This is a genomic window from Streptomyces sp. NBC_00122 (genome assembly GCF_045160845.1).
In the GTDB taxonomy this organism is placed as follows: Bacteria; Actinomycetota; Actinomycetes; order Streptomycetales; family Streptomycetaceae; genus Streptomyces.
Window position 1 is genome coordinate 3,682,613 of record NZ_CP108191.1, and the last position, 22,099, is coordinate 3,704,711.

Sequence of the window (22,099 nt, forward strand, 5' to 3'; positions counted from 1 at the left end):
ATGAGTTTCCCGCTTCTGACGGTGACGGCCGCGGTCCCCGCGGCCGGTGCGATCCTGACGGCGGCCGTCCCGGCCGCCCGCAGAACCGCAGCCAAGTGGCTCGCCCTGCTCTTCTCGCTGGCGACCCTGGCCCTGGCCGTGCTCGTCGCGATCCGCTTCGAGCCCGGTGGCGACCGCTACCAGCTCACCGAATCCCGGCCCTGGATCGCCGACTTCGGCGTCCGCTACGAGCTGGGGGTGGACGGGATCGGGGTGGTGCTCATCGGCCTCACCGCGCTCCTGATCCCCTTCGTGATCGCGGCCGGCTGGCACGACGCCGACCCGCTGGAGACGCAGTCCTCCCGATGGCGGCCGACGCAGGGCTTCTTCGCCCTGATCCTGCTGGTCGAGGCGATGGTGATCATCTCCTTCGAGGCCACCGACGTCTTCCTCTTCTACATCTTCTTCGAAGCCATGCTCATCCCGATGTACTTCCTCATCGGCGGCTTCGGGGACCGGGCGCACTCGGGCTCCGACGAGAACGCGGCCGCGCAGCGCTCGTACGCGGCGGTCAAGTTCCTCCTCTACAACCTGGTCGGCGGCCTGATCATGCTGGCCGCCGTCATCGGGCTGTATGTGGTCGCCGGGAACTTCTCGCTCCAGGAGATCACCGATGCCCGCGCCGCGGGCACGCTCGACATGGCGACCAACACCGAGCGGCTGCTGTTCCTCGGCTTCTTCTTCGCCTTCGCGGTGAAGGCCCCGCTGTGGCCGCTGCACACCTGGCTGCCGAACGCGATGGGCGAGTCCACCGCCCCGGTCGCCGTACTGATCACCGCGGTCGTCGACAAGGTCGGCACCTTCGCGATGCTCCGCTTCTGCCTCGGGCTCTTCCCGGACGCCAGCAAGTGGGCCACGCCGGTGATCCTCGTCCTGGCCCTGATCAGCATCGTCTACGGCGCGCTGGTCGCGGTCGGGCAGCGCGACATCAAGCGGCTGGTCGCCTACGCCTCCATCTCGCACTTCGGCTTCATCATCCTGGGCATCTTCGCGATGACCTCCCAGGGCCAGTCCGGTGCGACGCTCTACATGGTCAACCACGGGATCTCGACGGCGGCGCTGATGCTGGTGGCCGGCTTCCTGATCTCGCGGCGCGGCTCGCGGCTCATCGCCGATTACGGCGGCGTCCAGAAGGTGGCCCCGGTCCTCGCCGGCACCTTCCTGATCGGCGGCCTCGCCACCCTCTCGCTGCCGGGGCTCGCGCCCTTCGTCAGTGAATTCCTGGTCCTGGTCGGCACGTTCGCCCGGTACCCGGTCGTCGGCATCATCGCCACCATCGGCATCGTGCTGGCGGCGCTCTACACGCTGGTGCTCTACCAGCGCACGATGACCGGCCCCGTGAAGGAGCAGGTCCGCACGATGCCGGACCTGCGCCTGCGGGAAGTGCTGGTGGTCGCCCCGCTGATCGCGCTGCTGATCGGGCTGGGCGTCTACCCGAAGGTGCTCACCGACATCGTCAACCCGGCGGTGGAATACACCATGTCGGACGTCAACCAGACGGACCCCAAGCCCGAGGTCTCCGTCGAAGCCGAGCACGCCAAGAACGGGGAGGCGGCGAAGTGAGCACACTGACTTCCGCCCACAGCCTGTGGACACTGGCGGCCGACGGACCGGTCGACCGGATCCCGGCGCCGGTCATCGAGTACGCGCAGCTCGCGCCCACGCTGATCGTGGTGGGCGCGGCGGTCCTCGGGATCCTCGTCGAGGCCTTCGTACCGCGCAAAACCCGCTACTACGTGCAGGTGTTCCTCGCCGTCGCCGCGCTGGCCTCGGCCTTCGCGGCGGTCGTCGGCCTCGCGGCCGGCGGGTACGGGAGCACCAAGGCGCACATCGCGGCGATGGGCGCCATCGCGGTGGACGGCCCGGCGCTGTTCCTGCAGGGCACCATCCTGCTGGCCTCGATCGTCGCGATCTTCACCTTCGCCGAGCGCAGGCTCGACCCGGCCGCACACGGCAACCGGGTGGACTCCTTCGCCGCGCAGGCGGCGTCCGTCCCGGGCAGCGACAGCGAGAAGGCCGCCGTCAAGGCGGGCTTCACCACCACCGAGGTCTTCCCGCTGGCCCTGTTCGCGATCGCAGGGATGCTGATCTTCCCGGCGGCCAACGACCTGCTGACGCTGTTCATCGCGCTGGAGGTCTTCTCCCTCCCGCTGTACCTGCTCTGCGCCGTCGCCCGCCGCCAGCGGCTGATGTCGCAGGAGGCCGCGGTGAAGTACTTCCTGCTGGGAGCCTTCTCCTCCGCCTTCCTTCTCTTCGGCATCGCGCTGCTCTACGGGTACGCGGGCTCGGTCTCCTACGCGGTGATCTCCGACGTGGTCGACGGCACGCTCTCGAAGGTCGACCCGGCGCTGGCCTCCACCATGGGCAATGACGCGCTGCTGCTCATCGGCATGGCGTTGATCCTGATGGGCCTGCTCTTCAAGGTCGGCGCGGTCCCCTTCCACATGTGGACCCCGGACGTCTACCAGGGCGCCCCGACCCCGGTCACCGGCTTCATGGCGGCGGCGACGAAGGTGGCCGCGTTCGGCGCCCTCCTCCGTCTCCTGTACGTGGTCCTGCCCGGCATGCGGTGGGACTGGCGGCCGGTGATGTGGGCCGTCGCGATCGTCACGATGCTCGCGGGCGCGGTGATCGCCGTGACCCAGACGGACGTCAAGCGGCTGCTGGCGTACTCCTCGATCGCCCACGCGGGCTTCATCCTGGCCGGTGTGATCGCGACCTCGGCGGAGGGCGTCCAGTCGGTCCTCTTCTACCTGGCCGCGTACTCCTTCGTGACGATCGGCGCCTTCGCGGTGATCACCCTGGTGCGCGATGCGGGCGGCGAGGCGACGCACCTGTCCAAGTGGGCCGGGCTGGGACGGCGTTCGCCGCTGACCGCGGCCGTCTTCGCGGTGTTCCTGCTGGCCTTCGCCGGCATTCCGCTGACTTCGGGCTTCTCCGGCAAGTTCGCCGTGTTCACGGCGGCGGCGGAGGGCGGCGCGGGAGCGCTGGTCGTGATCGGTGTCATCTCGTCCGCGATCGCCGCGTTCTTCTACATCCGGGTGATCGTCCTGATGTTCTTCAGCGAGCCGAAGGCCGACGGCCCGACCGTGGCCGTCCCCTCGCCGCTGACCATGACGACCATCGCGGTGGGCGTCGCGGTCACCGTGGTCCTGGGCGTGGCGCCGCAGTACTTCCTGGACCTGGCGGGGCAGGCGAGCACGTTCGTCCGCTGACCGGTCCGTCGTACGGGACGGGGCCCGGCCCCCCTTCGGGGGAGCCGGGCCCCGTCGCGTGCGCGGTGCTACTCGGCGGTGCGCCGTTCGGGAGTGATGGCGGTCAGGTCGAGGTCGATGGCGAAGGGAGACGAGACTTTGAGACGGTCGTGGAAGATGCCCGCGGTCCCGTAGCTCCCGGTCGACGGGTCCAATTCGTAGACGTAGACCACGGCACGACCATCCTTGTTCTCCACGCGCCAGAAGTGAAGAATGCCCGCTTCTGCGTACTTGACCGGCTTGACGCCACGGTCACGGCCGACGGACTCGGGCGAGACCACTTCAATGGCCAGGCGAACGGAGTCCGCAGGGAGCCGGGTCTGGTCCAGATCGCCCACGGCGCTTTCCTCCACGACGATGACATCGGGTTCGGGGCGGTTGTGACGGTCGATGTCGATCGTGAACTCGCGGAAGACCTCAAGGCCCGGCGGCTGCTGATCCATGAGCTGCCAGGTGAGGAAGTTGACCGCGCGCATGTGGAATTGAGTCTGCGGACTCACGAAGACCAGGCTCCCGTCGATCAGCTCCGTGTGCGGAGGCAGATTCGGAAGCGTGTCCAGGTCGTCGGCAGTCCAGCCGCCCGGCGGGGGGATCGGCCAGCTGTGTTCCGGTTTCATCAGTGCTCCCATGAGCCGGAGTCTCGCGAGTGCGACCAGCGTATCGCCGGGGATCCGCGGAACACCGTCCTCATGAGTGAGCCATATGCGCATGGCACTTGACCCGGCAGGGCGGCGCGGCCTAGTGGCCGTGCGCGTGCCCGGGCTTCGCCGGGGCAGCGGCCTTGCCCGGGCAGGTCAGCGCGGGGTTCCAGTTGTGGAAACGGCCGGCCGGGTTCTTCTTGTACGCCCACAGGTGCAGGTCGTAGTGCTTGGGCATGCCCGCCCAGTGGCCCGGCATGGGTCCGTCGAAAGGCAGCCCGAACATGCTCGGCCTGTCGTCGGTGGTCTTCAGGTCCTGGTCCCCGTCGGTGGACATCCATTCCACGGTCTGGAGCATGCGACGGCCGTTGCGGTCCTTCGCCGTGCTGTAGAGGAGCGCCGTCGGCCTGCTGGGGTCCATCGAACCCCAGTTGGCCTGCTTGACGTAGTGGTAGCCCATGGCGCCCACCCCGAACGGGTTGGTCATGCACTCATGGCCGTGCGGGACGTACCCGTCCTTGAGGGCCTCCCGCTCGTCCGTGTACCTGGCCGTCACCGCGATCGCCGTCGCCATGTCCCTCATGGCCTTGCGGTCGTGCGGGTCGGGCGCGGGCCCCTCGACCCCGTGGGCCGGGGCCACGGCGCCCAGGCCGAGCGACACGGCGGCCGCGCAGGTCAGGACGGTCTTCAGGGTGCGCACGGTCATGGCTGCGGCTCCTCGTGATGGGGGTACGGGGTACGGGTTCCCGCTTCCATTCGTCCGTCCACCATCCCGGCCCCCACCCTCCGCCGCACGCGGCGCGCCTCCGAACGGGGGCCCGGCACGATCCGAAGCCCTAGGCGCGGGCCGCGTACGCCCGGACGTCCGCGTCGGGGTCGCCGACCGCCGTGGCGAGCGCGGCCCGGGCCTCCCCGGAGGCCCGGTGGGCCAGCAGGGACAACACCGCCGCCTTCCGGACGTCCGCGTTGGCGTCGACCAGGGCCTTGGCCAGAGCCGGCACGGCCGCCTCCGCGACGGCCGCCGACAGCCCGGCCGCCGCCCCCGCGCGGACCTGCCAGGCCGTGTCGTCCAGAGCCGCCACCGCGGTACGGGCGTACCCGTCCGGGCAGCCGACCGAGGCCAGCGCGCCCAGCGCCGCACCCCGCACCAGCGGGTCGGCATCCGAGAGCAGCGGGTCCAGCGGCGCCGGTGCCGGATCGCGGACCGCGGCCAGGCCCTTGGCGACGGCGACCCGGACTTCACGGGCCGGGTCCCCGGCGGCCCCGGCCAGCTCCGCCGCCGCGTCCACGGACACCAGCCCCCGCACCGCGTGGATCCGTACGTCCACCTCGGCGTCGGCCAGCGCGGCCGCGTACAGCTCCGCGTCGCCGAGGCGCAGCGCCCGCAGGACCTCCAGCGCGGCCGAGCGCACCGCCGGGTCGCCCACCGCCAGGGCCGCCCGCAACCCGGCCGCCAGACCGGGATCGCCCGGCAGGACCTCCACCAGCTCCCGCAGCGCGCCCGCCGCGGCCGCCCGTACGCCGCGGTCCGTGTCCGCGAGCCGGAGCGCCAGCGCGGGCCCGGCCCCCGCCGGGACCGTTTCCCCGAGCGCGGCCACGGCGGCGGCCCGGACCGCCGGGTCGGGGTCGCCGAGGTAGGGGAACAGGGCGGGCAGGTCGGGCGACTCCTCGGCGAGGGCGAGCAGTTCGAGGATCCGCGGGGAGGGTCCGGCGGCGCGGGCGGGACCGGCGGCCGCGGGCTCCTCCGGGGCGGGAGGCGCCGCCGTACGCGCCGCCGGAGGCGTCCGGCGCGGGCCGGCCGTCGCCACCGGGACCAGTTCGACCTCGCCGAGGTGCCGTTCGGGGCCGCCCGCCGGGGCGAACCCGTCCACCGGCACCAGGTACGGCTCCACCGGCCGGGCGGTGAACTCCATCGCCCCCGAGGCCGACTTGCGCAGGTCCAGATGGTGCAGCCAGCCCGCGTCGTCCCGCTCCGGATGGTCGAGCCGCTCGTGGTAGAGGCCCCAGCGGGACTCCGTCCGGGCCAGCGAGGACCGGGCCGCCATCTCCGCGCAGTCCCGGATGAAGGACACCTCCGCACACCGCATCAGCTCGTGCGCGGTGCTCGCGCCCATCTGCGCGATCTCGCCGGTCATGCGGTCGAAGGCCTCCACGGCGAGCGACAGCTTCGCGCCCGACTTCGGCGGCGCCACGTAGTCGTTCACGAACCGCCGCAGCTTGTACTCCACCTGCGGCTGCGGCGGCCCGTCCGGGTTGCGCAGCGGCCGGTAGACCAGCTCGTGCGCCTCCGCCAGCTGCCGCGCCGGCAGCTCCCCCTCGTACGCGGTGTACCGGGCGGCGTCCGCGCCCGCCAGGTCGCCGAATACGAACGCCCCGATCATGTAGTTGTGCGGTACGGAGGCCAGGTCACCGGCCGCGTACAGGCGCGGGACCGTGGTGCGTGCGTGGTCGTCGACGCGGACCCCGGAGGCGGAGTGGCCCCCGCACAGCCCGATCTCCGAGATGTGCATCTCGATGTCGTGCGTGCGGTAGTCGTGGCCGCGCCCCGCGTGGAAGGTGCCGCGCGTCGGCCGCTCCGTCGTGTGCAGGATCGATTCGAGGGAGGCCACCGACTCCTCCGGGAGGTGGCTCAGCTTCAGGTACACCGGCCCCCGGTCCGAGGCGAGTTCGGCCGCGAACTCCGACATCATCTGCCCCGACCAGTAGTCGGAGTCCACGAAGCGCTCGCCGTGCCGGTTGACCTGGTAGCCGCCGAAGGGGTTGGCGACGTACGCGCACGCCGGCCCGTTGTAGTCCTTGATCAGCGGATTGATCTGGAAGCACTCGATCCCGGTCAGCGCGGCGCCCGCGTGGTACGCCATGGCGTAGCCGTCGCCCGCGTTGGTCGGGTTCTCGTACGTGCCGTAGAGGTATCCGGAGGCCGGCAGTCCCAGGCGCCCGCACGGGCCCGTCGCCAGGATCACCGCCCCCGCGCGGACGGTGACGAAACCGCCGGTACGGGTGTTGAAGGCGGCCGCGCCGATCGCCCGGCCGTCCTCGGGCGAGGTGAGGACCCGTACCGGCATCACCCGGTTCTCGATCCGGATCCGCTCGCGCATCTCGCGGCGCCGCAGCTGCCGGTAGAGGACCTTCTTGACGTCCTTGCCCTCCGGCATCGGCAGGACGTAGGAGCCGGAGCGGTGGACCTGGCGGACGGCGTACTCGCCGTGCTCGTCCTTCTCGAACTTCACCCCGTACGACTCCAGGCGCCGCACCATCGCGAACCCGCGGGTGGCGGTCTGGCGGACCGTGGACTGGTCGACGATCCCGTCGTTGGCGCGGGTGATCTCGGCGACGTAGTCGTCGGGCTCGGCCCGGCCGGGGACGACGGCGTTGTTGACCCCGTCCATGCCCATGGCGAGGGCGCCGGAGTGGCGTACGTGGGCCTTCTCCAGGAGCAGGACCCGCGCGCCGCGCTCGGCGGCGGTGAGCGCCGCCATCGTGCCGGCGGTACCGCCGCCGATGACGAGGACGTCGCAGGAGAGTTCCTCGGCGTCGCGGATCGCGGGGATGTCCATGGTGCGGCCCTTCAGAGTGAGTTGATGATCTGCCGGCGCAGTGCGGCGTGGTCGGCGGCCCGGGTGCGCGGCCGGGGCACGTCCAGCACCTCGCCGGTGGCCGGGAGCGCGACGCGGTCGCCGAGGAAGAGCGCCTCGTCCACGTCGTGGGTGACGAAGACGACGGTCGCCCCGGTGCCCGCGAGGACGTCGACGAGGAGGTCCTGCATCTCGGCGCGGGTCTGCGCGTCGAGCGCGCCGAAGGGTTCGTCCATGAGGACGGCGCGCGGGCGCGCGACGAGGGCGCGGGCCAGCTGCACGCGCTGGCGCTGACCGCCGCTGAGCTGGTGCGGGAGCTTGTGCGCGTGCCCGGCCAGGCCCACGCGCTCCAGCCACTCCTCGGCGGTCCGCCGCCGCTCGGCGCGCGGCAGCCGCCCGGCGGACCTGCCGATGGCCAGGGGGAGTTCGACGTTGGCCCGGACGGTCCGCCAGGGCAGCAGGGCGTCGTCCTGGAAGACCAGGGCCCGGTCGGCGTCCGGGCCCGTGACCGGGGCGCCGTCCTGCTCGACCGTGCCGCCGAGCGGCGGCAGCAGCCCGGCCAGGGTCCGCAGCAGCGTGGACTTCCCGCATCCGGACGGTCCCACGACGGCCAGCACCTCGCCGGGTTCGACCGTCAGGTCGACCTCGTCGAGCACCACGTTCCCGCGGTGCCCCAGCCGCACCCCGCTCAGGACGAGCCGGGCCCCGGGCGGGCCGGCGTGCGCCACGCCGCCGGTACCGGTCCGTGCATCGGCCTGGGTCAGGCTCATCGGGCCACCTCTCGGGTCCGCTTCGGGAAGGAGTCCGGCCCGGAAACCGGGACGGCTGCGCCGGACGGCCTCAGGGACGGGCTCTTCGGGCCCCGCCCCGCCCGGCTCCGGGCGGTGGAGGACGGTGCGGGGCCGGAGGAGGCGCGCGAGGGGAGCCAGCGCGTCAGACGGCGGCCCGCCCGCTCCACCGCCGTGGACGTCAGCCAGCCCAGCACGCCGATGGTGACCATGCCGACGAAGACGCCGGGGTAGTCGACCACCGTGTAGTCCTGCCAGGTCCGGTAGCCGACCCCGTACTCGCCCGAGATCATCTCCGCCGAGATCACGCAGATCCACGAGACGCCGATGCCGACCGACAGTCCGCCGAAGATGCCCGGCAGGGCACCCGGCAGGACCACCGAGAACAGCACCCGCCCCCGGCCGCCGCCCATCGTCAGGACGGCCTCCTCCCACACCGGTGTCAGTGCCCGCACCGCGTGCCGCGTCGAGACCAGGACGGGGAAGAAGGCGGCGGCGAAGGTGATGAAGACGATCCCCTGCTCGTTCGAGGGGAACAGCAGGATCGCCACGGGCACCAGCGCGATGGCCGGGATCGGCCGCAGCACCTCCAGCAGCGGGCCCACCACGTCCTCCGCGATCCGTGACCGGGCGACCGCCGTGCCCACCGCCACCCCCAGGACCGCGGCGAGCGCGAAGCCCGCCACGATCCGGCGCAGGCTGAAGCCCAGGTCCTGCCAGTAGGCCGCGGCCCCGGCCCGCTCCGCGAACGTCGCCGCCACCTCGCCCACCGTCGGGAACTGCTCGAAGCGCAGCCACAGGTTCACGTCGAGGGCGGTCAGCCCCTGCCACAGCAGGAGCGCCGCGCCGAGCGAAGCCGCCCGCAGCAGCCTGCGCCCGCCCGTCATGACGCCAGGGCTCCGGCTTCGGCGAAGCTCACGATCCGCGCCCCGGATCCCCTGTGCCGGTCGACGTACGACGTCGCGCCCGCGCCCGTGACGAAGGCGCGCAGCTCCGGCCCCTCCGCGACCCACACCGCCTTGTCGGCGAACCAGAGGGTGCCCGTCACCGCGTCCGGTACGTACGCCGCCCGGACGTCCGCGCCGCGCGCGGCCTTCAGCAGCTCGCGCGGGGTGGCGAAGCTCTGCGTACGGGCCTGCCCCTTGAGCCACAGCTCGGGACGGGCGGCCGTCGCCTGCGGGTACTCGGGCGCGCCGGCCACCGCCCGCTTCAGCGGCTCCGGGTCCAGGAAGCCGTCCACGTCCACGTCGCCGACCAGCTTGGCGTCCTTCAGCACCGGCACGTCCGCCTTCAGCGCCTCGACCAGCTCCGGGCGCAGGGCCGGGTCGAAGGTCGCGATGCCGTTGGCACCGTTGTAGAGGTACACGACCTCCGCCGGCAGGCCGGTCTCCTTGGCCACCGACTCGGCGGCCGCGACCGGCTCCGCGCGCAGGTGGTCGGTCGCCTTGCGCTGCGCCCGCAGGAAGTCCTCCAGTACGCCGGCCCGCTCGCGCGCGAACTTCTCCCGGACGGTGACTCCGTGGAAGGTCGGCACGTTCAGCTCGGCGCCGTCGTACAAGGCCTTCGCCCGCCCCTCGTAGGCCAGCTGCCCCGGCCACGCCACGAACTGCGACAGCGCGTCGACGCTGCCCGCCTGGAGCGCCGAAGCGCCCACGCTGGGCTGTTGGTTGAGCTTCTCGATGCCGCTCGTAGGGTCGATCCCGGCGCGCTGCAGGGCCCGTACGAGGGTGCCGTCGGCCGCGGAGCCGACGCTGGTCGACACCTTCTTGCCGCGCAGGTCGGTGAGGGACTCCAGCTTCGAATCCGGCGCGGTGACCACGGTGTTGAGGCCGCCGCGCAGGTTGTAGCCGGTCACTGCCACGAGGCGGGTGGGCTGCTTCAGCTCCCGGCCGCGCACCGCGTTGATCAGCAGCGGGAAGTCGCCCATCGAGCCGATGTCGATCTTCCCGGCGGTCATCTGGGCGGTGATCGGGGCGCCGGTGGCGTAGTCCTGCCAGTCCACCTTGTACGTGACCCCGTCCTTCTTGCCGCGCGCCGCGAGCTCCTGCTCGAAGTAGCCGAGGGAGCGCAGCAGGGTGCCGGCGGTGACGGTGTTGATGGTCTTGGACTGGTAGCCGACGGTCACGGTGACCGTCTTCGGGCCGGACGCCCCGGACGCGTCGCCGCAGGCGGTGGCGAGCGGGGCGAGGAGCAGGACGAGCGCGGGCGCGAGCGCCTTCGAGGGGATGGCACGCATGGGAACGGAACCTTTCACCGGAGCAGGTAGGGCATGTTGACGGTGACCGCGCCGGTGGGACAGCGGGCGGCGCACGGGCCGCAGTACCAGCACTCGTCCACGTGCATGTACGCCGTGCCGTTGTCCTCGCGGATCGCGAGCGAGTCGAGCGGACACATGTCGACGCAGAGGGTGCAGCCGTCGATGCACAGGGACTCGTCGATGGTCACGGGCACGTCGCCGCGCTGGGGGACCAGAGGCATGGCTGTCTCCAGGAAGGTGGGTACGCAGAGGTTCAGAGGGAGCGGCGCAGCAGGCCGCTCATGGTGATGCGGTCGCCGCGGAAGCGGATGAACTCCAGGTCCACGGGGCGGCCGTCGCCCAGGTGGGTGAGGCGTTCCAGCATCAGGACGGCGGCCCCGCGCGGGGCCTGGAGGACGGCGGCGGAGTGCGCGTCGGCGTTGACGGCCTCAAGGGTGATCTCGGCGTGGCCGAGCGGCTGCCCGGTCAGCTGTTCCAGGAGCCGGAAGACGTCGGTGTTCTCCAGGTCGCAGCCCAGCAGTCCGGCGCCGATGTCCATCGGGACGTAGGTGAGGTCGAGGGAGAGCGGCAGCCCGTTCAGGCGGCGCAGCCGCTCGATGTAGAGCACGTCCTCGTGCTCGGGCAGGCCCAGGCGGCCGGCGACCGGGGCGGGAGCACGCACGGGGCCGACGGTGCGGACCTCGTTCGTCACCCGGCCGTGCTCGTGCAGGGTCTCGGCGAGCCCCTGGAGGCGGTCCAGGCCGTGCGGGTACTTCTCGCAGACGACGACCGTGCCGACGCCGGGCCGGCGTTCCACCAGCTGCTCGCCGCGCAGCAGGTCGAGGGCCTGGCGGACGGTGTTGCGGCCGGCGCCGTAGTCGGCGGCGAGGGTGTCCTCCAGGGGGAGGACCCCGCCGGGGTAGCCGCCCGCAAGGATCTGGTGGCGCAGCAGGTCGGCTAGCTGTCGCGCCTGGTCCGCGCGCAGTCGCCGACGGCGCGCGGCGGCGACCGGGACGGTGTGCGTGACGGTGCGTTCGGCTGGCATGGCAGGGAACGTACCGGGGGTGGGGCGGTGATGGTGTTGCCGCAGTGTTGCGCCACCGGGCGGCGTCTTCACACGGCTCTGACCTGCGGCTTCGGCGGGGCGGGGAGAAGATACGCCACCGCGCCGAAGCCGTTCGTCCCGGGATCCGGACTAGCGGGATCCCACAATGCGGCCGGTGACCTCGCCGAGGCCCACGCGCGTACCGTCCGTGCCCGGAGCCCAGGCGGTGAGGGTGACGGTGTCCCCGTCCTCCAGGAAGGTCCGCTTGCCGTCGGCGAGCTCGATCGCGTCGCGCCCGTTCCAGGTCAGCTCCAGCAGCGAGCCGCGCTGGCCCGTCTCGGGGCCGCTGACGGTGCCGGAGCCGTAGACGTCGCCGGTGCGCAGGGAGGCGCCGTTGACGGTCATGTGCGCGAGCTGCTGGGCGGCGGTCCAGTACATCGACGCGAACGGCGGCTGCGCCACCTCCTGCCCGTTGATGGACACGGTGATGCGCAGGTCGAAGCCGCCGGGGACCTCGACGGCGGAGTCGTCGAGGTAGGGCAGCAGCGGGAAGTCCCGGGCGGGCGGGGCGACGCGGGCCGCGTCCAGGGCCTCCAGCGGGGTCACCCAGGCGGAGACGGAGGTGGCGAAGGACTTGCCGAGGAAGGGGCCGAGCGGCACGTACTCCCAGGCCTGGATGTCGCGCGCCGACCAGTCGTTGAGGAGGAAGAGCCCGAAGACGTGGTCCTCGAACTCGCCCAGTGCCACCGGGCTGCCCAGCTCGGAGGGGGTGCCGACGACGAAGCCGACCTCGGCCTCGATGTCGAGCTTGACGGACGGGCCGAAGACGGGCGCCGGGTCGGTGGGCGCCTTGCGCTGCCCCCTGGGCCGTACGACGTCGGTCCCGGAGACCACGATCGTGCCGGAGCGGCCGTGGTAACCGATGGGCAGGTGCTTCCAGTTGGGGGTCAGCGCGTCCCCGTCCGGGCGGAACATCATGCCGACGTTGGTGGCGTGGTGCTCGCTCGCGTAGAAGTCGACGTAGTCGGCGACCTCGTACGGCAGGTGCAGCTCGACCTCGTCCAGCGGCAGCAGGTGCGGCTCCACCGTGGGCCGGTGCCCGGGGTCGGTGACCCAGGCGGTCAGCGCGCGGCGCACGTCGCGCCAGGCGGTGCGGCCGGCGGCGAGCAGCGGGTTGAGGGAGGACTGCCCGAGCAGCCCGGCGTACGGGGAACCGAGCGCGGCCGCGGCCGCCCCCGCGTCGAGCACGTGTCCGCCGATCCGCACACCGATCCGGCGCCGGCTCTCCCCGGCGGTCGAGAAGACGCCGTAGGGGAGGTTGTGCGGCCCGAACGGGTCGCCCTCGGGTACATCGAGGGGGCTCTGCTGGGGCATGGGGTGCTGCCTCGCTTTCGACGCGGTCCGGGGGTGTCCCGGGGGCTTGTTGACACGGTACGTGGCTGGTGGGGGCTTCGGGAGGCCGGATTCGGGGAGTATTTGTAGGACTTGTCCAACAGGGTCCGTATCCTTGACGCCGTGACTTCCGCCCTCCCCTATGCCTTGATCGCCACCGACCTGGACGGGACTCTGCTGCGCGCCGGGGACGCCGTCTCCGCCCGTTCGTCCGCGGCACTCGCGACGGCCCGCGCGGCCGGCGCCCAGCACATCATCGTCACCGGCCGCCCGGTCCCGCAGGTACGGCACGTCCTGGACGGCCTTGGATATACGGGGCTCGCGGTGTGCGGGCAGGGCGCGCAGGTGTACGACGCGGCGCGCGGGCGCCTGCTGCACTCCGTTTGCATGGACCGGGGGCTGGCCGAGGTGGCCCTCGGCAAGATCGAGGCGGAGATCGGCGAGGTCTACGCGGCGGTCAACCAGGAGGGGGTGGACGCGGAGATGCTGATAGGGCCGGGCTACCGGATGTGGCACCCCCATCTGCCGACGGTGCGGGTGCCGAGGCGGTCGGACCTGTGGCCGGCCCCGATCAACAAGGTGCTGCTCCAGCACCCCCGGCTGGACGACGACGAGCTGACGCGCGTGGCCCGGTCGGTGGTCGGCGACCTGGTGAACGTGACCATGGCGGGGGAGCACACGGTGGAACTCCAGCCGCCGGGCATCGACAAGGCCACCGGCCTCGCGCGGGCGGCGGAGGTCCTGGGGCTGCCCGCGTCGGCGACGATCGCGTTCGGGGACATGCCGAACGACGTCCCGATGTTCGCCTGGTCCGCCCACGGGGTGGCCATGGCCAACTCCCACCGGGAGCTGGTGGCCGTCGCCGACGAGGTCACCCTTTCGAACGAGGACGACGGCATCGCGGTGGTGCTCGAGCGGCTGTTCGGCTGACGGCCGGTCAGCCCGCTGCGCGCGGAAGGCGGCGTTCCCACGTCCGGTGGAAGACCACCTCGTCGCCCTCCCGGCACACCACCTCGTTCGACGTCAGGAAGCCGCCCTCGTCGCAACTGATCTCCGACCGGGTCTCGATCCGCGCGTCCCAGCCCAGTTCCGGCCGGTGGAGCCGGATCCGCCAGTCCGACCGTGTCCGGGCGGACAGCGGGTCGGCGTCCTGGATCTCGTACACCTCCAGCGCGTCCTCGCCGTACTCCAGGCCGTCCGGGTACACGCGGGTGCCCCCGTACCGCGGGTCCACCTCCAGCCGCCAGGTCCCGCGCGCGACGTCCCGTACGACCAGCCGTTCCGGCCGCGGCTCGTCCAGCGTGGCCGGGTACGCCACTCCCAGCGGCTCCGCCTGCTCCGGCGCCTCGAAGACGATCCCCTCCCCGCCGGGCGACGCGGCCCGCACCGGGAGGGTCAGCGCGCTGCCCGCAGGGTCCAGGGTCCAGCCCGCCTCGGAGCCGGCCCGCGGCCAGATCCACGGCCAGTACGCCGAGGACACCGCGAGGCGGATGCGGTGCCCCGGCGGGAAGGCGTGGCCGATGCCGTTCAGTTCGAAGGTGACGTCCTCGTACGAGCCCACCGGCCACGGCACGGCCTGCTCCCGGCCCCGGCGGGCGGAGAGGTTCAGCACGCCCCGCGTGACCAGCGTCGAGGAGCCGTCCGGGGCCACGTCACACAGCCGGGCCACGACCTGCCCGTACGGCACGTCCAGGTGCAGCCGCAGGGTCACCGAGGGCCGGCCGAGGATCTCCACCGGCTCCCCCGCCGCCACCGGGAACTCGAAGCAGGCCGACTTCGCGTCCTCCTCCCGCTGGTCCGGCGGCAGGTCGGCGTCGTTGCCGAACGGGAAGAACCGGCCCGCGTCCATCCCGGTGTGCTGCGGGGAGGCGACGGCCACCGGCGCGCCCTGGAGCCCGTACGGGACCGGGATGACCGAGGCCGAGGGCCAGGACTTCTCGCCGACCCAGCGGCCCGGGAGTTCGTCGTACACCGTCGCGGGCGGGTGCGTGTCGCCGATCCACGCGCGGAGCAGCGGCTCGTCCATCACGTCGTTGTCCTCGCCCTTCAGCCAGTGGTCCCACCAGCGCAGGGTCTCCTGGAGGAAGCCGATGGCCGGGCCCGGCGGCAGCCCGCGGTCCGGGTACTGGTGGGACCACGGGCCGATCAGGCCCCGTACCCGGGACGCGGGGAGGGCGGAGACCAGGCGCAGGACCGTGTCCCGGTAGGGGTCGTGCCAGCCGCCCACCGCGAGGACCGCCGCCCGGATGGCCGAGTAGTCCTCGCAGACGCTGCCGTGGCGCCAGTAGCCGTCGCGGGTCTGGTGCGAGAGCCAGGTGTGGATCAGCGGTTCGACGCCCTCCAGGCGTTCCAGCCACTGCTCCCGCCAGCCGTCGCCGACGAACTGGGGGTCCGGCGGGCGGGAGGCGAAGGCCAGCATGGTGGCCGCCCACGCGTGCATGTCGACCGCCAGTACCGAGCCGCCCGCGTAGTGCACGTCGTTGTCGTACCGGTCGTCGGTCGAGCAGACGGTGACGACCGCCTTGAGGGCCTCGGGCGCGAGCGCGGCGATCTGCAGGCCGTTGAAGCCGCCCCAGGAGATGCCGAACATCCCCACCGCCCCCGTGCACCACGGCTGCGCCGCCAGCCACTCCACCACCGCGACCCCGTCGGCCAGCTCGCGGGCGTCGTACTCGTCGCCGGGGCGGCCGCCGCTGCACCCGTGGCCGCGTACGTCCACGCGCACCGAGGCGTAGCCGTGCCCCGCGTACCAGGGGTGGCGCTGCCAGTCGCGCGGCGCGGTCCAGTCGGTGAGCCGGTACGGGAGGTACTCCAGCAGCGCCGGAACGGGCTCGTCGGTGACGGGGCGCCAGACGCGGGCGTAGAGCTCGACGCCGTCGGGCATCGGGATCCGGACGTCCTCGCGGGTGGTCCCGTACGGGAAGTCGGTACGGATGATCATGCGCGAACCGCCTTAGTGAACGGGGTGCATGGCGCGCCGCGGCCAGGGCGCCGCAGGAGGCCGCCCCGGAGCGCGGCCCGGTACGAACCGGGGATGCGGTCGGCGAGCCACCCGCCGGCGGGGGAGACGGGGTAGACCATGGTCCCGTACGCCGCCGAGACCGAGGCTGCGGGTTCCTCTATATCGGTGACAGTTCTGGGCAAAACGTATTCTCCGGTTGATTCGGCTCACCAAGAACATACCTGTGCAGTTCGGGCGGTGCGCGGGTGGCGTCCGGACAGGCGCTCTCGGTGATCGAAAACAGACCCGATACGCTGGCTTGAGTGATGGCAGCGACACATCGACAATCCAGGTGATCGTCAACGTGATCGTCAGCAGACAGGAGTACCCCTCGTGACCGTCGTCGGGCCGTTCGGACTGAGCGTGCGGGACCAGGCTCTTGAGACCGATGTCCAGGCCGGACTGGCCGCCGTCGAGGCGGGTCTGCTGGAGGCCACCAAGAGCGAAGTCCCCTTCATCACCGAGGCCGCACAGCATCTGGTGCGGGCCGGAGGCAAGCGCTTCCGGCCGCTGCTCGTGATGCTCGCCTCCCGTTTCGGCGATCCGTACGCGCCCGGGATCGTGCCCTCCGCCGTCGTGGTGGAGCTCACGCACCTGGCGACGCTCTACCACGACGACGTCATGGACGAGGCGGACGTACGCCGCGGGGTGGACAGCGCGAACACCCGCTGGGGCAACTCGGTGGCCGTCCTGACGGGTGACTTCCTGTTCGCCCGCGCCTCGCACATCCTGGCCGACCTCGGGCCGGAGGCCGTCCGCATCCAGGCCGAGGCCTTCGAGCGGCTGGTGACGGGTCAGATCCTGGAGACGGCCGGCCCGCGCGACGGCCGCGACCCGATCGCCCACTACCTCGACGTCATGGCCGGGAAGACCAGCTCGCTCGTCGCCGTCTCCTGCCGCTTCGGCGCGATGATGTCCGGCGCCGACGACATGGCCGTCGACATCCTCACGCAGTACGGCGAGCGGCTGGGCCTGGCCTTCCAGCTGGCCGACGACGTCCTCGACATCGCCTCCGACGCGCACGAGTCCGGCAAGACCCCGGGCACCGACCTGCGCGAGGGCATCCCGACCCTGCCCGTGCTGCGGCTGCGCGAGATGGCGGCCCGCGACGGCAACCCGGACGACCTGGAACTCGTGAGCCTCCTGGACGGCGACCTGACGGACGACGCCCGACACGCCGAGGTGCTGACCCGGCTCCGCGCGCACCCCGCGCTGGAGCAGGCCCGCCGCGACACCGTCCGCTACGCCGAGGACGCGCGGGCCATGCTGGCGCCGCTGAAGGAGTGCTCCGCGAAGTCGGCGCTGGAGGAACTGTGCGACGCGGTGGTGCACCGGGCGGGATAGCACCGCGCGGGATAGCACCGCGCGGGATAGCACCGCGCGGGACGGCGCCGGGCGGGACAGCACCCGAACGGCCGCCCGGCGGCACCCCTGGCGCGCGCAGTAGCGGAACGGGCCCTTCCGTCCTGTCGACCCCTACGGGTCGTAGGAGGAGGGGCCTTCGTGTGTCATCCCACGGGCGTACACACACTTGCGTCCGGGGGCTGACGCCGCGGCGCCCCCCTTTTGGTCAGATGGAGTCATCAACCCCACCAGATCGGGTGAGCGCGGTGACACGGGGGTCGCCGCCGTCGACACAGAGGGCAGGGCACTGAAATGGCAGCGAACACGAAGACTTCTCGCAAGGTCGCCCGGTACGCCGTACCGGTCGCGGTGGCGGGTGTGGCCGCGGCGACCGTAGCGATGGTCCCGGCCTTCGCCACCGCCGGCGGACCCGACCTTCCGAAGGTGACGGCGCAGCAGCTCATCGAGAAGATCGCGGCTTCCGACGTACAGGAGCTGTCCGGCACCGCCCGGATCACCACCGACCTGGGCCTGCCGAAGATCGCGAGCGGTCTGCTCGGCGGCGCGGGTGTCACGGGGGGCTCCGCCGCTCCCGAGGACAAGGTCGCGCAGCTGGCGAACGGGACGCACACCTTCCGCGTCGCGGCCGACGGCCCGGACCGCCAGAAGCTGACCTTCCTGGACGGCAAGGACGAGTACAGCCTCATCCACAACGGCAACGACGTGTGGGGCTACGACTCCAAGTCGAACGAGGTCTTCCACGAGAAGGCGGCCCCCGAGGCCGGCAAGGACGGCGGCGCCGCCGACCACAAGAAGGCGGCCGACCGGCTCGCCACCTCGCCCCAGCAGCTGGCCGAGGAGGTCCTGAAGGCCGCGGGCCCCACCACGGACGTCGGCGTCGGCGACACGGCGCAGGTGGCCGGGCGCGACGCCTACCAGCTGGTGCTCAAGCCCAAGCAGGCCGGATCCACGATCGGCGCGATCCAGATCGCGGTCGACGCCAAGAACGGCGTGCCGCTGCGCGTGCAGCTGCTCTCCTCGCAGGGCGGCAAGCCGATCGTGGACGCAGGCTTCACCAAGGTGGACTTCGCCAAGCCGTCGGCCGACACCTTCAACTTCACCGCGCCCAAGGGCGCCAAGGTGACCGAGGGTTCGGACGGGCACGGCCGCGGTGAGGGCAAGGCCGAGGGAGACAAGCACTGGAAGGCCCTGGAGTCCTTCCCGGGTCTGGACGCCCTGACCGGCGGTGCGAACGGCAAGGGCGAGACGAAGGTCCTCGGCGAGGGCTGGGCCACCGTCGCGCAGATCGACACCGGGGCGGGCCGGAGCCTGAAGGATCTGGAGAACAACAAGGACGCGCCCAAGGAGGCCAAGCAGTTCATGAGCTCCCTCGGGGACAAGGCCAGCGGGAAGTTCGGAGAGGGCCGGATATTCTCCACCCGCGTGGTCAACGCCCTGATCACGGACGACGGCAAGGTCTACGTCGGCGCGGTCACCAAGGACCAGCTGGTGAAGACGGCGAACGCCGCGAAGTAGCCGTGGGGCAGTCGTGAGGCAGCCGTGAAGTAGCGGCCGACGACGGAAGGGTGGCCCGGGACCTGTGTCCCGGGCCACCCTTCCGTCGTTCCCCTCCTGCGTACAGCGGGCCCGCTGTACGGTGGTGTGCATGTCGAGACACGTCACCATCCGCCTGGACGAAGAGTTCCACGAGCGCCTCAAGGCGCGCGCGGCGGCGCTGGGAACGACGGTCACCGCGCTGATCACCGAGGTCACGGAACGCGAACTCGACGACGACCGGAAGAACTTCCTGTCGGGCATAGAGGAGTTCGCGGACCACTGGGGCTACTTCCAGGAGCGGTTCGGCAATTGAAGATCACCATGGAGTGGGCCTGGACCGCTCTGGCCCACCATCTCCCGTCCGATCCCGCCGTGTGGGACCCCTCCGGGGTGGCCGCCGCGGTCGCCCGGCACCAGAACGACCTCGTCCTGGTGCCCGAGCAGCCCGCCCCGGACACCGCGTGGCGGGCCGCCGCGTTCCTGCACACGCTTGCCGTGTGCCCGGCGCTGGAATCCCCGATGAACGAGTTCTACGCCGCCGCCGCGACCCGCTCGTACCTGCGCGTGGCCGGGGCCAAGCAGCTGCCCTCGCCGGAGGAGCTCGGCGATCTGGTCGAGGCGGCGAAGCTCGGCCGCGCGGACATCGGGGCGGTCGCCGAGGAGCTGCGGGCCCGTATCCAGGACCCGCAGCTGCCCGACGCGACGGTCAGAAAGTGATCTTCCAGCTGTTGATGTAGCCGACGTCCTGCCCGGCCACGTCCTTGACCTGGAGCTTCCAGATCCCGTTGGCGACCTCGCTCGACGCGTTGACCGTGTACGAGGCGATGACGTTGTCGGCCGAGTCCGAGCTGGAGGAGTTCTTCAGCCGGTAGGCCGTCCCGTCGGGCGCGAGCAGGTCGATCACCAGGTCACCGCGGTAGGTGTGGACGATGTTCACGTCGACCTTGGTGGTAGCGGGCGCGTTGCCGGTGACGCCGGACACCGTGATCGGCGAGGTCACCGCGGCGGCGGGGGAGTCCGGGACGGACACGTCCGCCGTGTTCTCGAAGGACGGGCCCGGCGGGACCGGCGTGGCCGCCCCGAGGGTCCAGACCGCGTAGGCGATCGCGTCGGCGTTGCGGTCCAGTGCGGTGTCGTTGATGTTCGTCAGCGAGTCGCAGGAGGAGTGGTAGCAGCGGTCGAAGGCCTGACCGGAGGTGCCGCCCCACTTCTGTGCCTGGGCCGCCGTCTTGGTGTAGTCGGCGCCGGAGAACAGGCCGCCGACCGGGATGCCCGCGCTCTTGAAGGGGGCGTGGTCGGAGCGGCCGTCGCCCTCGGTCTCGATCTCGGTCGGGATGCCGAGGCCGGCGTAGTAGTTCTTGAAGGTCTGCTCGATGGTCGGGTCGTCGTCGTAGACGAAGTAGCCCGGGTTCGGCGAGCCGATCATGTCGAAGTTCAGGTAGCCGGAGATCTTCGCCTTCTCGGCGGCCGGCAGGTTGTTGACGTAGTACTTCGAGCCGATCAGGCCCAGCTCCTCCGCGCCCCACCAGCCGAAACGCAGGTGCTTCGTCGGCTGCAGGCCCGCACGGGAGACGGCGAGCGCGGTCTCCAGGACGGCCGCGGAACCGGAGCCGTTGTCGTTGATGCCGGCGCCGGCGGTCACCGAGTCCAGGTGCGAGCCGGACATCAGGACCGAGTTGGGGTCGCCGCCCGGCCAGTCGGCTATCAGGTTGTAGCCCGTGGCGCCGCTGGAGGTGAAGGTCTGCAGGGTGGTGGTGAAGCCGGCCGCGTCGAGCTTGGCCTTCACGTAGTCGATCGAGGCCTTGTAGCCGGTCCGGCCGTGGGCGCGGTTGCCGCCGTTGTTGGCGGCGATGGTGGAGAGCTGCGTGAGGTGGGCCTTGACGTTGGCCAGCGGGATGTCGGGCGGTGTCGGTGCCGCGGCGGCCGCCGTGGGGGCGGCGAGCGCGGCAGGAGTGGTGGCGGCGAACAGGCCGGCGACCGCGAACGCGGTCACGGCAGCAAGGCGCCGGGAGACGGACAGGCTCATGTGGGGGCTCCGGGGATTCCGCGGGGATTTGACGGAACTGGCGGTATAGAGCAGGTGAGCGATAGTGCGTCTGTGCGAGCCTGATGTTCAGCGAGAGTATGACTGTCCGTCAAGACCAGATTTCGGTCAGGGGAGTTCGGAAAACGGACGATCCCCGGTACGGGGTTTCCGTACCGGGGATCGTGGGAGCTGAGTGGGCGCTGCCGGGAGTCCTACGCGGGCTCGTGCGCCGGTGTCACGGCGGGGGCCGGCGCCATGGCGAGCGCTGCCCGGGAGCGCCGGGACGTACGCAGCGCGTCCCAGGTCAGGACGGCGAGGGCGGCCCACACCAGGGAGAATCCGGCCCAGCGCTCGGGCGGCATCGCCTCGTGGAAGTAGAGGACGCCGAGCCCGAACTGGAAGACCGGGGCCATGTACTGGAGGAGCCCGAGGGTGGACAGCGGGACCCGGATCGCCGCGGCCCCGAAGAACACCAGCGGGATCGCGGTGACCAGCCCGGTCGCGGCCAGCAGGAGCGAGTGCCCGACGCCGTGCGAGGCGAAGCTGGACTGGCCCTGCGCGCCCAGCCACAGCAGGTAGCCGAGGGCGGGCAGGAACAGTACGGCCGTCTCGGCGGTCAGCGATTCCAGCCCGCCCATGTTGAGCTTCTTCTTGATCAGCCCGTACGTCGCGAAGGAGAAGGCCAGGATCAGCGAGATCCACGGCGGCCGCCCGTAGCCGATGGCGAGCACCAGTACGGCGATGAAGCTGATGCCGACCGCCGCCCACTGTGCGCGGCGCAGCCGCTCACCCAGGACCAGGACGCCGATCGCGATGCTGACCAGGGGATTGATGAAGTAGCCGAGGCTCGCCTCGACGACCTGGCCGTTGTTGACGGCCCAGATGTACAGGCCCCAGTTCACGCTGATCACCGAGGCGGCCAGCGTGGTCAGGCCGAGCTTGCGCGGCTGGCGGAGCAGCTCCCGCACCCAGCCCCAGCGGCGCAGGGCGAGCAGGGCCACCCCGACCACGGCCAGGGACCACACCATGCGGTGGGCGAGGATCTCGACGGCCCCGGAAGGCTTGAGCAGCGGCCAGAAGAGGGGGACGAGTCCCCACATCCCGTATGCGCCGAATCCGTAGAGCAAACCCGTGCGCTGCTCGTTCTCCGCCTTCACGGGGGCCTCCTGTACGACTTCAAGCCAACTTGACGACGGTATCGCCG

The 22,099-nt window shown here is 71.8% G+C and carries 19 protein-coding genes and 1 pseudogene; 7 read left to right on the forward strand and 13 right to left on the reverse strand.

The window, feature by feature from the left end; translation table 11 throughout:
• Window positions 1–1,602, forward strand: coding sequence for an NADH-quinone oxidoreductase subunit M (locus tag OG737_RS17515; RefSeq protein WP_328927091.1), 1,602 nt, complete (start codon window positions 1–3; stop codon window positions 1,600–1,602).
• 5 nt (window positions 1,603–1,607) lie between these two features.
• A complete protein-coding gene (gene nuoN, locus OG737_RS17520; RefSeq protein WP_405922428.1) occupies window positions 1,608–3,254 on the forward strand; it encodes an NADH-quinone oxidoreductase subunit NuoN in 1,647 nt (548 codons plus the stop codon).
• Window positions 3,255–3,322: 68 nt separating this feature from the next.
• Here nuoN and OG737_RS17525 read toward each other — a convergent pair whose 3' ends face one another.
• From OG737_RS17525 to fahA, 9 genes are all read right to left on the reverse strand, one after another.
• Window positions 3,323–3,922: a Uma2 family endonuclease gene (locus tag OG737_RS17525; protein ID WP_328927093.1), complete on the reverse strand. Its 600-nt coding sequence runs from the start codon at window positions 3,920–3,922 to the stop codon at window positions 3,323–3,325.
• A gap of 109 nt (window positions 3,923–4,031) precedes the next feature.
• Complete coding sequence (locus OG737_RS17530; protein ID WP_328927094.1) at window positions 4,032–4,637, reverse strand: hypothetical protein; 606 nt, start codon at window positions 4,635–4,637, stop codon at window positions 4,032–4,034.
• A 130-nt stretch (window positions 4,638–4,767) separates the two neighbouring features.
• Window positions 4,768–7,488 (reverse strand): fumarate reductase/succinate dehydrogenase flavoprotein subunit, encoded by a 2,721-nt coding sequence (locus OG737_RS17535; RefSeq protein ID WP_405921744.1) that lies wholly within the window; start codon window positions 7,486–7,488, stop codon window positions 4,768–4,770.
• Between the two features lie 11 nt (window positions 7,489–7,499).
• Window positions 7,500–8,276 carry an ABC transporter ATP-binding protein gene (locus OG737_RS17540; protein ID WP_328927096.1) on the reverse strand — a complete coding sequence of 259 codons (777 nt, stop codon included), beginning with the start codon at window positions 8,274–8,276 and terminating at the stop codon, window positions 7,500–7,502.
• Window positions 8,273–9,181, reverse strand: a complete 909-nt coding sequence (locus OG737_RS17545; protein WP_328927097.1) for an ABC transporter permease — start codon at window positions 9,179–9,181, stop codon at window positions 8,273–8,275. The genes OG737_RS17540 and OG737_RS17545 overlap by 4 nt, the downstream gene beginning before the upstream one ends.
• On the reverse strand, window positions 9,178–10,530 hold the full coding sequence (locus tag OG737_RS17550; protein WP_328927098.1) for an ABC transporter substrate-binding protein: 1,353 nt from the start codon (window positions 10,528–10,530) through the stop codon (window positions 9,178–9,180). The genes OG737_RS17545 and OG737_RS17550 overlap by 4 nt, the downstream gene beginning before the upstream one ends.
• Before the next feature lie 14 nt (window positions 10,531–10,544).
• Window positions 10,545–10,772 (reverse strand): ferredoxin family protein, encoded by a 228-nt coding sequence (locus tag OG737_RS17555; RefSeq protein WP_328927099.1) that lies wholly within the window; start codon window positions 10,770–10,772, stop codon window positions 10,545–10,547.
• A 32-nt stretch (window positions 10,773–10,804) separates the two neighbouring features.
• Entirely contained in the window at window positions 10,805–11,575 is a 771-nt protein-coding gene (locus OG737_RS17560; RefSeq protein ID WP_328927100.1) for a GntR family transcriptional regulator, read from the reverse strand.
• Window positions 11,576–11,725: 150 nt separating this feature from the next.
• Complete coding sequence (gene fahA, locus OG737_RS17565; protein ID WP_405921745.1) at window positions 11,726–12,949, reverse strand: fumarylacetoacetase; 1,224 nt, start codon at window positions 12,947–12,949, stop codon at window positions 11,726–11,728.
• A gap of 141 nt (window positions 12,950–13,090) precedes the next feature.
• Here fahA and OG737_RS17570 point away from each other — a divergent pair, with 141 nt between their 5' ends.
• On the forward strand, window positions 13,091–13,897 hold the full coding sequence (locus tag OG737_RS17570; RefSeq protein ID WP_328927102.1) for an HAD family hydrolase: 807 nt from the start codon (window positions 13,091–13,093) through the stop codon (window positions 13,895–13,897).
• A 7-nt stretch (window positions 13,898–13,904) separates the two neighbouring features.
• Here OG737_RS17570 and OG737_RS17575 read toward each other — a convergent pair whose 3' ends face one another.
• Window positions 13,905–15,908, reverse strand: coding sequence for a CocE/NonD family hydrolase (locus OG737_RS17575; protein WP_328927103.1), 2,004 nt, complete (start codon window positions 15,906–15,908; stop codon window positions 13,905–13,907).
• Window positions 15,909–15,928: 20 nt separating this feature from the next.
• Window positions 15,929–16,078, reverse strand: a pseudogene (locus OG737_RS17580) (MFS transporter); the annotation flags it as partial.
• 223 nt (window positions 16,079–16,301) lie between these two features.
• Here OG737_RS17580 and OG737_RS17585 point away from each other — a divergent pair.
• The 4 genes from OG737_RS17585 to OG737_RS17600 all read left to right on the forward strand — a co-directional run bounded on the left by OG737_RS17585 (window position 16,302) and on the right by OG737_RS17600 (window position 19,586).
• On the forward strand, window positions 16,302–17,312 hold the full coding sequence (locus tag OG737_RS17585; RefSeq protein ID WP_328927104.1) for a polyprenyl synthetase family protein: 1,011 nt from the start codon (window positions 16,302–16,304) through the stop codon (window positions 17,310–17,312).
• Between the two features lie 312 nt (window positions 17,313–17,624).
• Window positions 17,625–18,848: a DUF2092 domain-containing protein gene (locus OG737_RS17590; RefSeq protein ID WP_328927105.1), complete on the forward strand. Its 1,224-nt coding sequence runs from the start codon at window positions 17,625–17,627 to the stop codon at window positions 18,846–18,848.
• Window positions 18,849–18,978: 130 nt separating this feature from the next.
• Window positions 18,979–19,182, forward strand: a complete 204-nt coding sequence (locus OG737_RS17595; RefSeq protein WP_251055898.1) for a ribbon-helix-helix domain-containing protein — start codon at window positions 18,979–18,981, stop codon at window positions 19,180–19,182.
• Window positions 19,179–19,586, forward strand: a complete 408-nt coding sequence (locus OG737_RS17600) for a hypothetical protein (RefSeq protein ID WP_328927106.1) — start codon at window positions 19,179–19,181, stop codon at window positions 19,584–19,586. The genes OG737_RS17595 and OG737_RS17600 overlap by 4 nt, the downstream gene beginning before the upstream one ends.
• Here the strand turns inward: OG737_RS17600 and OG737_RS17605 are convergent.
• Complete coding sequence (locus OG737_RS17605) at window positions 19,576–20,895, reverse strand: M28 family peptidase (protein ID WP_328927107.1); 1,320 nt, start codon at window positions 20,893–20,895, stop codon at window positions 19,576–19,578. The genes OG737_RS17600 and OG737_RS17605 overlap by 11 nt on opposite strands.
• 212 nt (window positions 20,896–21,107) lie before the next feature.
• Entirely contained in the window at window positions 21,108–22,052 is a 945-nt protein-coding gene (gene rarD / locus OG737_RS17610; RefSeq protein WP_328927108.1) for an EamA family transporter RarD, read from the reverse strand.
• Window positions 22,053–22,099: the final 47 nt, after the last annotated feature.

Bases quoted from the DNA above. Each gene is read 5' to 3' on its own strand.
- OG737_RS17515 (WP_328927091.1), top strand. From the start codon at position 1: ATGAGTTTCCCGCTTCTGACGGTGACGGCCGCGGTCCCCGCGGCCGGT.
- OG737_RS17525 (WP_328927093.1), bottom strand. From the start codon at position 3,922: ATGGGAGCACTGATGAAACCGGAACACAGCTGGCCGATCCCCCCGCCG.
- OG737_RS17530 (WP_328927094.1), bottom strand. From the start codon at position 4,637: ATGACCGTGCGCACCCTGAAGACCGTCCTGACCTGCGCGGCCGCCGTG.
- OG737_RS17535 (WP_405921744.1), bottom strand. From the start codon at position 7,488: ATGGACATCCCCGCGATCCGCGACGCCGAGGAACTCTCCTGCGACGTC.
- OG737_RS17540 (WP_328927096.1), bottom strand. From the start codon at position 8,276: ATGAGCCTGACCCAGGCCGATGCACGGACCGGTACCGGCGGCGTGGCG.
- OG737_RS17545 (WP_328927097.1), bottom strand. From the start codon at position 9,181: ATGACGGGCGGGCGCAGGCTGCTGCGGGCGGCTTCGCTCGGCGCGGCG.
- OG737_RS17550 (WP_328927098.1), bottom strand. From the start codon at position 10,530: ATGCGTGCCATCCCCTCGAAGGCGCTCGCGCCCGCGCTCGTCCTGCTC.
- OG737_RS17555 (WP_328927099.1), bottom strand. From the start codon at position 10,772: ATGCCTCTGGTCCCCCAGCGCGGCGACGTGCCCGTGACCATCGACGAG.
- OG737_RS17560 (WP_328927100.1), bottom strand. From the start codon at position 11,575: ATGCCAGCCGAACGCACCGTCACGCACACCGTCCCGGTCGCCGCCGCG.
- fahA (WP_405921745.1), bottom strand. From the start codon at position 12,949: ATGCCCCAGCAGAGCCCCCTCGATGTACCCGAGGGCGACCCGTTCGGG.
- OG737_RS17575 (WP_328927103.1), bottom strand. From the start codon at position 15,908: ATGATCATCCGTACCGACTTCCCGTACGGGACCACCCGCGAGGACGTC.
- OG737_RS17590 (WP_328927105.1), top strand. From the start codon at position 17,625: ATGGCAGCGAACACGAAGACTTCTCGCAAGGTCGCCCGGTACGCCGTA.
- OG737_RS17595 (WP_251055898.1), top strand. From the start codon at position 18,979: ATGTCGAGACACGTCACCATCCGCCTGGACGAAGAGTTCCACGAGCGC.
- OG737_RS17605 (WP_328927107.1), bottom strand. From the start codon at position 20,895: ATGAGCCTGTCCGTCTCCCGGCGCCTTGCTGCCGTGACCGCGTTCGCG.